The 9,972-nt window shown below is 35.5% G+C and carries 10 protein-coding genes; 4 read left to right on the forward strand and 6 right to left on the reverse strand.

What is annotated here, in order from left to right; translation table 11 throughout:
- Positions 1 to 25 precede the first annotated feature (25 nt).
- Positions 26 to 3,373 (reverse strand): methylmalonyl-CoA mutase family protein, encoded by a 3,348-nt coding sequence (locus Q0A18_RS10155; RefSeq protein WP_292010033.1) that lies wholly within the window; start codon positions 3,371 to 3,373, stop codon positions 26 to 28.
- Between the two features lie 184 nt (positions 3,374 to 3,557).
- Here Q0A18_RS10155 and Q0A18_RS10160 point away from each other — a divergent pair, with 184 nt between their 5' ends.
- Positions 3,558 to 3,890 carry a hypothetical protein gene (locus Q0A18_RS10160; RefSeq protein WP_292010034.1) on the forward strand — a complete coding sequence of 111 codons (333 nt, stop codon included), beginning with the start codon at positions 3,558 to 3,560 and terminating at the stop codon, positions 3,888 to 3,890.
- Here Q0A18_RS10160 and Q0A18_RS10165 read toward each other — a convergent pair.
- Positions 3,887 to 4,987, reverse strand: a complete 1,101-nt coding sequence (locus tag Q0A18_RS10165; protein ID WP_292010035.1) for a DUF3667 domain-containing protein — start codon at positions 4,985 to 4,987, stop codon at positions 3,887 to 3,889. The genes Q0A18_RS10160 and Q0A18_RS10165 overlap by 4 nt on opposite strands.
- Positions 4,988 to 5,368: 381 nt before the next feature.
- On the opposite strand from Q0A18_RS10165, the gene rplM reads away from it, so the two are divergent.
- From rplM to rpsB, 3 genes are all read left to right on the forward strand, one after another.
- A complete protein-coding gene (rplM, locus tag Q0A18_RS10170) occupies positions 5,369 to 5,824 on the forward strand; it encodes a 50S ribosomal protein L13 (RefSeq protein WP_292010036.1) in 456 nt (151 codons plus the stop codon).
- A gap of 5 nt (positions 5,825 to 5,829) precedes the next feature.
- Complete coding sequence (gene rpsI, locus Q0A18_RS10175; protein WP_292010037.1) at positions 5,830 to 6,216, forward strand: 30S ribosomal protein S9; 387 nt, start codon at positions 5,830 to 5,832, stop codon at positions 6,214 to 6,216.
- Between the two features lie 203 nt (positions 6,217 to 6,419).
- Positions 6,420 to 7,178, forward strand: a complete 759-nt coding sequence (gene rpsB, locus Q0A18_RS10180; RefSeq protein ID WP_292010038.1) for a 30S ribosomal protein S2 — start codon at positions 6,420 to 6,422, stop codon at positions 7,176 to 7,178.
- Positions 7,179 to 7,245: 67 nt separating this feature from the next.
- Here the strand turns inward: rpsB and Q0A18_RS10185 are convergent, their stop codons facing one another.
- The 4 genes from Q0A18_RS10185 to Q0A18_RS10200 all read right to left on the reverse strand — a co-directional run bounded on the left by Q0A18_RS10185 (position 7,246) and on the right by Q0A18_RS10200 (position 9,882).
- Positions 7,246 to 7,692, reverse strand: a complete 447-nt coding sequence (locus tag Q0A18_RS10185; RefSeq protein ID WP_292010039.1) for a DUF6759 domain-containing protein — start codon at positions 7,690 to 7,692, stop codon at positions 7,246 to 7,248.
- Positions 7,693 to 7,732: 40 nt separating this feature from the next.
- Positions 7,733 to 8,269, reverse strand: coding sequence for a DUF6759 domain-containing protein (locus Q0A18_RS10190; RefSeq protein WP_292010040.1), 537 nt, complete (start codon positions 8,267 to 8,269; stop codon positions 7,733 to 7,735).
- Between the two features lie 120 nt (positions 8,270 to 8,389).
- Entirely contained in the window at positions 8,390 to 9,067 is a 678-nt protein-coding gene (gene trmB / locus Q0A18_RS10195; protein ID WP_292010042.1) for a tRNA (guanosine(46)-N7)-methyltransferase TrmB, read from the reverse strand.
- A 41-nt stretch (positions 9,068 to 9,108) separates the two neighbouring features.
- Positions 9,109 to 9,882 carry a DUF6759 domain-containing protein gene (locus Q0A18_RS10200; RefSeq protein ID WP_292010041.1) on the reverse strand — a complete coding sequence of 258 codons (774 nt, stop codon included), beginning with the start codon at positions 9,880 to 9,882 and terminating at the stop codon, positions 9,109 to 9,111.
- Positions 9,883 to 9,972 lie beyond the last annotated feature (90 nt).

A 9,972-nucleotide genomic window follows, 5' to 3' on the forward strand; every position in this document is an offset into this window, starting at 1 on the left:
GTAATTAATTGTTTATAATGTATTATTACATATTTCTTCTGTACTTACCACCCACTTCAAACAAAGCATTGGTGATCTGTCCCAAAGAACAATACTTTACAGCATTCATCATTACTTCAAATAAATTTTGTTGATTGATTGCTGCGTGTTGTAATTTTTTAAGGGCTACTTCTGATTTTCCGTCATTAGCTTTCTGGAAATTATGAAGAGATTCGATCTGAGCCTGTTTTTCTTCCTCTGTTGAACGAATAACTTCTCCCGGAAGTACTGTTGGAGAACCATCCTTTCCTAGGAAAGTATTTACCCCAATAATAGGATATTCACCAGTATGTTTTAACCATTCATAGTGCATGGATTCTTCCTGTATTTTTGAGCGTTGGTACATCGTTTCCATTGCTCCGAGTACACCGCCTCTTTCAGTGATTCTGTCAAACTCGTTATAAACAGCTTCTTCTACAAGATCAGTCAGTTCTTCAATGATGAATGAGCCTTGAAGCGGATTTTCATTTTTAGCTAAACCTAATTCTTTATTGATAATCAGCTGAATGGCCATTGCCCTTCTTACGGATTGCTCAGTCGGAGTGGTGATCGCCTCGTCATATGCATTTGTATGAAGTGAATTACAGTTATCATAGATCGCATAAAGTGCCTGAAGGGTTGTTCTGATATCATTGAAATCAATTTCCTGAGCATGCAGAGAACGTCCTGAAGTCTGGATGTGGTATTTCAACATCTGGCTCCTTTCGTCTGCTCCATATTTCAACTTCATGGCTTTTGCCCAGATTCTTCTTGCTACACGACCGATTACTGCATATTCAGGGTCAATACCATTAGAGAAGAAGAAAGAAAGGTTGGGAGCGAAATCATTGATGTCCATTCCACGACTCAAATAGTATTCCACATACGTGAAACCATTAGCCAATGTAAATGCCAATTGAGAAATAGGGTTGGCCCCCGCTTCAGCAATATGATATCCTGAAATGGAAACAGAGTAGAAATTTCTTACTTTCTCCTTAATGAAATATTCCTGAACATCCCCCATTAACCTTAGAGCGAACTCCGTGGAGAAAATACAGGTGTTCTGTGCCTGATCTTCTTTTAAAATATCAGCCTGAACTGTACCACGAACGGTGGCAATAGTTTTTGCTTTAATTTCGGCATAGGCATCAGCGGGAATTACTTCATCTCCTGTGATTCCTAATAATTGAAGTCCTAAACCGTTATTGGAAGGAGGCAATTCTCCATTGTATTTTGGTCTGGCTAATCCTTTATCATCAAATTTAGCTTTTAAAACTTCTTCAACTTTTGATTCCAAACCATGTTCAATAATATATTTTTCAACATTCTGGTCGATCGCAGCATTCATGAAGAAGGCTAGTAACATAGGGGCCGGTCCGTTGATCGTCATCGAAACAGAAGTCAGGGCATTCACCAGATCGAATCCTGAATAAAGTTTTTTGGCATCATCTAAAGTAGCAATAGAAACTCCCGCATTTCCGATTTTACCATAAATATCTGGTGGAAGGGCAGGGTCCTGCCCATATAAAGTTACAGAGTCAAAAGCTGTGGATAAACGTTTTGCCGGCATTTCAGCAGAAACATAATGAAATCTTCTGTTCGTTCTTTCAGGTCCTCCCTCTCCTGCAAACATTCTTGTAGGATCTTCACCTGTTCTTTTGAAAGGATAAATTCCCGCTGTATAAGGGAAACTTCCCGGAAGATTTTCCTGGCCTTTCCATTTAATTAGGTCTCCCCAATCGTTATATTTTGGAAGAGCAATTTTTGGAATTCTTAAATGTGATAAAGATTCCGTTGAGGTTTCCACCTTAATTTCTTTTCCACGGACGAAATAAGAATAAAACTCTGCATGGAAAGCTTCTTTTGTATTTTTCCAGTTTTTAAGAAAATCTATATTTTCCTGTTGAAGTTCTTTTTCGGCCTTTTGATATTCAGCTTCTAAAACCTCATTGCTGATGATGTTTTTTACTCCTTCAATATGATACATGGTGCGGGCAAACTCAGCCTGTTTTTCAATAGCGGAATCATACTGTTTATTATTTTCAACGATTTCGGAAAGATAACGGACTCTTTTAGGAGGAATGATTGTAACCTCGTCTGTAATTTCCTGTTCTATAAAAGTTTTTAAATTTGATTCAGAAAACTTTTCGTTCACTTTAGAAATCAATCTGTTGAACAGTTCAGTAGTTCCATGATCATTAAATTGAGATGCTTTTGTTGCATAAACCGGCATTTCTTCCAATTGACTCTCCCATAGCTGATGATTTCTCTGGAATTGTTTTCTAACGGCCTGAAGCGCATCCAGCGCTCCCCGTTTATCAGATTTATTTAAGGCTACTAAATCGGCATAATCAAGCATGTCGATTTTTTCAAGCTGTGTGGAAGCTCCGTATTCGGGAGTCATTACATACATGGAAACATCTGCGAAATCTGAAACTTCAGAACCGGATTGTCCGATACCTGATGTTTCTAGGATGATTACATCAGGGTGTGCCAGTTTTAGTATATTTAAAGCTGAGTGAATAAATGGGGAAACGGAAACATTATTTTCTCTCGTTGCCATTGATCGCATATAAACTCTTGGATCGTTAATAGCATTCATACGAATTCTGTCTCCTAAAAGGGCTCCTCCTGTTTTCTTTTTGGACGGGTCGACAGAAATAATAGCAATTTTTTTATCCGGATTCGAACGTAAGAAACGTCTTACCAATTCATCGGTTAAAGATGATTTTCCAGCTCCTCCGGTACCTGTAATCCCGATAATAGGAATGGTTATATCTTTAGATTTCTCATTAATGCTGCTTACTAATTCCGGTTTTTCATCGGAGAAATTTTCTACTGCAGAAATAATTTGTGCAATACTTGTAGGGTTTGAGAAATCAATGGAATCGAGATCTTTTGGGGTAACATCTTTACCCGTTGCAAAGTCTGATTTCTGAACCAGGTCATCAATCATTCCCTGAAGTCCAAGCTCTCTTCCGTCATCCGGGGAATATATTCTGTCTATTCCGTAAGACATCAGATCTTTGATTTCTTCCGGAAGGATTACTCCTCCGCCACCTCCGAAAATTTTGATCTGAGGTGAATTTTTCTCTCTTAAAAGATCATAGATGTATTTGAAGTACTCATTGTGACCACCTTGATAGGAAGTCAGGGCAATAGCGTTGGCATCTTCCTGTATTGCTGTATTTACAACTTCTTCTGCTGATTTATCATGTCCCAGGTGAATGACTTCACATCCTGTTCCCTGTATCACACGACGCATAATATTGATGGCCGCATCATGTCCGTCAAATAAAGACGCAGCGGTTACAATTCTTACCTTATTTTTAGGGGTATATTTTTGGGTTTCCATAAAAGATTTAGAATATTTCTGAATTCCCAAATATAATAAAATATAAAAATACCCCTATTGGGCCTAATGGTCAATAAATCAGAGGGTTGTTGGTGTGTGCTAAATTGGCTGTTTACTATTAAAGAAGTCTGTTACGTAAAGGTTATAACTAATTTGTATATTTTTGTATGATATTTTTATGATTATGAAAAGAGCCTTACTTTATTTTGCATTGGGAACAATTATTAGTTTTCTTATTAATTATTTTTTCCTGAGCAGCCAGAATATAGGACTTGACTTGTATTATGCGGTTGCATTCGGTTTTGCATGGGGTTTGGCTTATTATTTAGATTCTCCTGTGTTTTCTCTTCCTCAGAAATTGGGATTATCTTTTCTGGCTATGGGACTATTGGTTTTGGCGGGAGTTCTTATTTATAATCTGGAACTGGCTATTCCTTCTCTTCTTAAGTTTTCTACCGTATTTGTTGCCTATTATCTTTTGGCAAGTTTTAAATCCAGTAAATCCCTACGAAATTAGTGGATCATAATAAAGCTGGCATATAATAATGCAAGAAGCATTATTGTCAATCCTATTGAATTGATTATAAATAATAGCATACCTTTCAGAATACTTATTCTTTTTCGCGTTTCATATACCCTGTGATGAGCGATGAAGAAATATAGTGATATGTATATTGTTAGTACAAAATAGGCAAGGATACTGAGAAGATTGATCAACGAATAGTTAGGGAGGATACTGGATATTTTTCCTAAAAGAATAAAAGCTAACGTTCCCAATAATAAAAAAGAAAAGAAATGGAGTGTGAAAATTCCGTGATCGAAATACCACCATCTTTTCTTATTGTGAAATAACCAAAGAAAAAAAGCAAATACCGGAAGGTATATAAATAAGGCTTTTGGAAGGGTATGAATAAAAGTATCTCTGAATCTTTTTCCTATTTCCTTTTTGCTTAACCCTTCCTCTTTAAGATCAAACATTTTTTTTGCAAACGGTCTCATATACTTATAAAGAGGATTCCCTGTTTTAATATGAAGAGAGTCATATTCTCTGATGTTATGGGCGTCCAATATTAAGGAGTTTCTGCTGTCAAAAGTATTGTCCAGCAAATCATCATGTTCTTCTACTTTGCTCTTTGCGGCATCACTTTGAATACTGTCAATTAGTTTTCTGGTGTCCTGGGCATTTTTATGGGATAATATTCCTTCTTTTTGGAGATTGTCTACTGCCTTTTTTACATTTTCCTGATTGATTCTTGTTTCTTCTGCTGTAGGTTTTGGGGGTTCTTTGCTCTCTTTGTATTCGGGAATTAATCCAGGCAGAAGAAAAGTGATAAAACTTATAAATATATAGAGCTTCACGGGAGCTACATATTGCTGCCTTTTACCGGCAAGATATTCTTTGGTTAATTTTCCCGGACGAAGAAGAAGATAATTAATTGTTTTCCAGAACTGGCCGTCATAATGAGTGAAGTCTTCAATAAAATGAGTGAAAAGATAATGAAACGGCTGTCTTGTTTCAATATTTTCCTGTCCGCAATGAGGACAAAACCTTTCAGGGACCCCATACCCGCAATTAAGACAGGTGTTGTCTTCTCTAATTTTTCCGTGGCTCATGGTTTTAAGAATTTTTAACAAATATAATTATTTCAGTAATGAAAAAACTTTTCTGAAATCAAATAAATCGTTAAAATATTTAAATGGAATGATGAAAAGAGCTTTATAATAGATGCTGTTAGGTTTATATAAAAAAAGAAAGAGTTGAGGGAACCAACTCTTATCTTTTATCACCTGTGTCTTTAGAATCTTCTAAAAAATTTTCATCGTTAAGAGAATTTACAATATTTGTGCCAAGAATTATATTAATGTTTCTTAAAATATTAAAAGGTTTATATATTCCCTTTGATATTCTATAAATAAGTTTTCTGATTACGAAAATTATTTGTACCTTTGCACACCCTTAGAGGGGAAATTATGTTTAATCTTTAACTAAAACGTGTGAATACATTAAGTTACAAAACTGTTTCAGCGAACAAAGCTACTGCTAATAAAGAATGGGTTGTGGTAGACGCTGAAGGTCAACCATTGGGGAGATTAGCTTCTCAGGTTGCAAAGATTTTGAGAGGTAAGCACAAAACAAACTTTACACCTCACGTAGATTGTGGTGATAATGTAATTGTTTTGAATGCAGGGAAAGTAACACTTTCCGGAAACAAGTGGGCTGATAAGACTTATATTTGGCATACAGGATATCCTGGAGGTCAGAAGTCTATGACTGCACTAGAACTTCAGAAGAAAGATTCTTTAAAAGTTTTGGAAAGATCTGTAAAAGGTATGCTTCCAAAAAACAAACTAGGATCTGCTTTGCTTAAAAACCTTTATTTATATGAAGGAACTGAGCATAAGCATGAAGCTCAGCAGCCAAAAACAATTAATATTAACGAATTTAAATAATTAATATGTCTACAGTTCATAAAATAGGAAGAAGAAAAACTTCTGTAGCAAGAGTTTATGTAAAGCCAGGTTCTGGTAACATTACAGTGAACGGTAAAGATGCTAAAGAATATTTTTCTACAGACGTGATGGTTTACAAAGTAAATCAGCCATTTATCCTTACTGAGACTGCAGGTCAGTACGATGTTACCGTAAATGTTTTCGGTGGTGGAAATACAGGACAGGCAGAAGCGATCAGATTGGGTATTTCAAGAGCTTTATGTGAAATCAATGCTGAATTCAGATTAGCATTAAAGCCAGTAGGTTTACTTACAAGAGATGCAAGAATGGTGGAAAGAAAGAAGCCAGGACAGAAAAAAGCAAGAAAGAGATTCCAATTCTCAAAACGTTAAGAATTGCGATAAGCTTAAAGCAACATGCAATAAGCTATTTGAAAAACTTATTAAAATTTTTAATTCGCTTCAAAGCCTCCGGCTTAGTGCCTGACGCTTAAAGCAAAAATTGCCCGTTATGTTTAGCATCCAAACACTTCTCCCATCTAAAGAAGTTGTTGATTGCCTAAAGAGCGGAAAGTAAACTAACAAAAAACAAAAACATGGCAAAAGCAAATGTAAAAGACCTTTTAGAGGCTGGTGTACACTTCGGTCACATGACAAGAAAGTGGAACCCAAATATGGCTCCATACATTTTTATGGAGAAAAATGGTATTCACATTGTAGACTTACATAAAACAGCAGTGAAATTGGATGAAGCTTGTGCAGCTTTGGAAAAATTAACTTCTGCAGGTAAAAAAGTTCTTTTTGTAGCAACTAAAAAACAAGCTAAAGAAGTTGTAGCTAAGCATGCTTCAGAACTTAATATGCCTTATATTACAGAAAGATGGCCAGGTGGTATGTTAACAAACTTCGTTACTATCAGAAAGGCTGTTAAGAAAATGAACTCCATCGACAAAATGAAAAAAGATGGTACGTTCGAAACTTTATCTAAAAAAGAAAGACTTCAGGTAGACAGACAAAGAGCTAATCTTGAGAAGAACTTAGGCTCTATCTCGGACATGGTTCGTCTTCCTTCTGCAGTATTTGTAGTAGATATCTTAAGAGAGCATATCGCTGTTACTGAAGCTAAAAAATTAGGAATTCCAGTTTTTGGTATCGTAGATACGAACTCTGATCCTAGAAAAGTTGACTTTGTTATCCCAGGAAACGACGATGCTTCTAAATCTATTGATATGATTTTAAGTGTTGTTTCTGAAGCGATCAAAGAAGGTCAGTCTCAGAGAAAAGCTGATAAAGAAAAATCTAAAGAAGGAGAAAAAGTATCTGCAGATACAGATGCTGATTTCGACGCAGAATAATTGAAATTTATTCTTATAATATAAAAACCGCTAATATTTTTAGCGGTTTTTTATTGTTTATAAAGTTCTAATTAGAAAGTGTGATGGATGTAGAGTTCGTAATAAATTTATTAGCCTGATAAGTAGATCCGCAAACGATACCGGATAATTTATAATTCTGGTTTCTAGGAACCATTGCGTAACCCATTTTACCTGCTCCAATAGGTATTTTCTTAGAGTAATTGTTACCGTTTATACTAAGTACCATATTACAGGAAGATTTATTTTCTACAGTGATTGAAGTTCTGGGATCATCCGTTGAATTACTCAGAATATCGTTCAGTACTTCTGTTGTTTCAGGTTTATATGTTTTTAAAAGCTCATTATATTCTCTTTCTACTGCAGCAGTAGATACTCTGCTGTTAGTACCCGATACTGTCGGAAAGGTTTTGCGTATAGGATAACGTGTGTTGTAATTGACATTACAGCTTACAAGTATAATAAGGACGGCAGAAAGAATAATAGATTTTTTCATCAAAAAATATTTTATACTATAAATTTAATATTTTTAAATATTATTTTTTGCTGGATGAAGGGTTTAATGTAATTACAGTACCTTTTAGAATGTTCTTTTGTGCAGTATAATTGATATTACATACCTTGCTTTCTACTTTATATGATCCTTTTTTAACTACAATGAAATTTTCTCCATGTGCTTCCACCGGAAGATTATAATTTTGATTTCCCTGCAGTCTTACAATAAGATTACATTCTGTTTTGTTCTGGAAAATAAATACAGCATCCTGTTCATGGTTATCCTGACTGGATAATGTTGTCAGGAGACTGGCTGTTCTGTTATCGTGATCTATAGTAGTTTCTGCAATGAGCTTATTAAACTCTTCTACTTCCTCAGGGTGAGTACCTTGTTTCACTTCATTGGTAATATCCGCCACAACAGGTCTTGCTGCCATGGGTTTGGCATCTTTAGCACCCTTGGTCCATGCCTGATTCTTTAAAGAAATAAGTCTTAATTTAAGAAGATCTCTCTTCGGATCTTCAGGGTGGGCATTACTCAGGTAATCTTCAATGTCTTCGATACTTGTGCTTTTCATGATGTGTTTCTTATCATATTTCCTTTTTGTTTTTTGGGCTTGTGTTTGGTTGAAACCGGCAAATAAAAGAAATAAGATGAGAAAAACGAGGGATTTTTTTTTCATCAGATTATCAATTCATTAATTTATACGGAATTTAATATAAGTTATAGTTTTACCTTTTGCAGAGAATAGCTCTTCATAGTATGTTTTGATGTCCCTTAAATGTAGGGTGTCAGGATCATATTCAGGAGCACCGTAGATGTCATGATGGGCGGTAATAATTTCAAGCCCCATACCTTGTAGTAATCCCAAAGTATAGCCATGTAAAAATTCGGAATCGGTTTTTAAATGGATGATTCCTCCCGGTTTTAAAAATTTTTTATAACGTTCAAAAAAGTCAGGATGAGTTAGTCTGTGTTTGGTTCGTTTATATTTAATCTGAGGATCAGGGAAAGTGATCCAGATTTCATCTACTTCGTTTTCAGCAAAGAAATGATCTACCAATTCGATCTGAGTTCTTAAAAAAGCGACATTGTTCATATTATTCTGAACAGCTTCTTTAGCCCCAAACCAGAACCGGGCACCTTTGATGTCAATACCGATAAAGTTTTTTTCAGGAAATGCTTTTGCAAGTCCTACGGAATATTCTCCCTTTCCACATCCTAATTCAAGAACAATAGGTTGTTCATTTTTAAAAAAATCAGTTCTCCATTTACCTTTTAATTCGAATCCTTTAAGAGCTTCTTCTCTTGTTGGCTGAATGACATTTGGTAGCTTTTTATTTTCGGCAAATCTAGCCAGTTTATTTTTACCCATGAGAATATTAGAATTCTGCAAAAATAGCAAAATTTAATTTATTATGGAGCAGGAGGACCTCCAAGAGCAACCATAAGAGCTTTCTGAATTGTTTTTTGAGATGCATACTGGGCTCCACAAACTAAACTAGTGAAAAGATAATCTCCTTTATCTACAACAATTGAGCTGTTATCATGGGCTGGTACGGCTAAGCGGTATTTGATATTACCTATCCCTTCCATTCTTACAATGATATTACAATCTGATTTATTTTCAATCAGAACGATACATTCCTTACTTGAGGGGTCGTTATCGAAGAGTGAATTTAATATTTTTACGGTTTTATTTTTATGTTCAATAGGGGAGACGGTCATCAGCATATTGAATTCTTCGGCTTCGGCATCAGGAATGGCAGCTGCAGCTGATGCATTTACAACAAAAGTATTCTGTGCACTGCTGGGAGTATAATTGGTAAGAGCCTGCTTGGCTTCCAATTCGGCTTTATATTTAGCGATCTGCTTTTGTTTGATAATGGCATTCATCTCATCAAAAGTGATCTTGGTTGAAGGTCTTTTTTTTAGCATAGCGAGCATTTCCTGCATTTCTTTTACCTTTTGATCTGCCGGATGGGCATTTTTGATGTATTCCCTCATCATTTCCATCACTCTGGGTTTTAATACCGACCTGCGCGGGTCATCGGGGTGCGCATCTCTTAAAAAGGCGTTTATCTCATAAATGTTTTTACTGCTCATGATGTGGTCGTAATTCTTCATCCTCTTCTGAGAAAATAGAGTGGAGAAAAATAGGAGACTAAAGAGTAAGACTAATTTTTTCATTCTTATATTATTAAGTTAAAAAAAGGAGTATTTTTCTTCGTCTTCGTGTTTTATAGATATCATCTAAGCAAAAATAGTGCAGTTTTACTA

The sequence above is a fragment of the Chryseobacterium sp. genome, assembly GCF_022712095.1.
Lineage (GTDB): Bacteria > Bacteroidota > Bacteroidia > Flavobacteriales > Weeksellaceae > Chryseobacterium.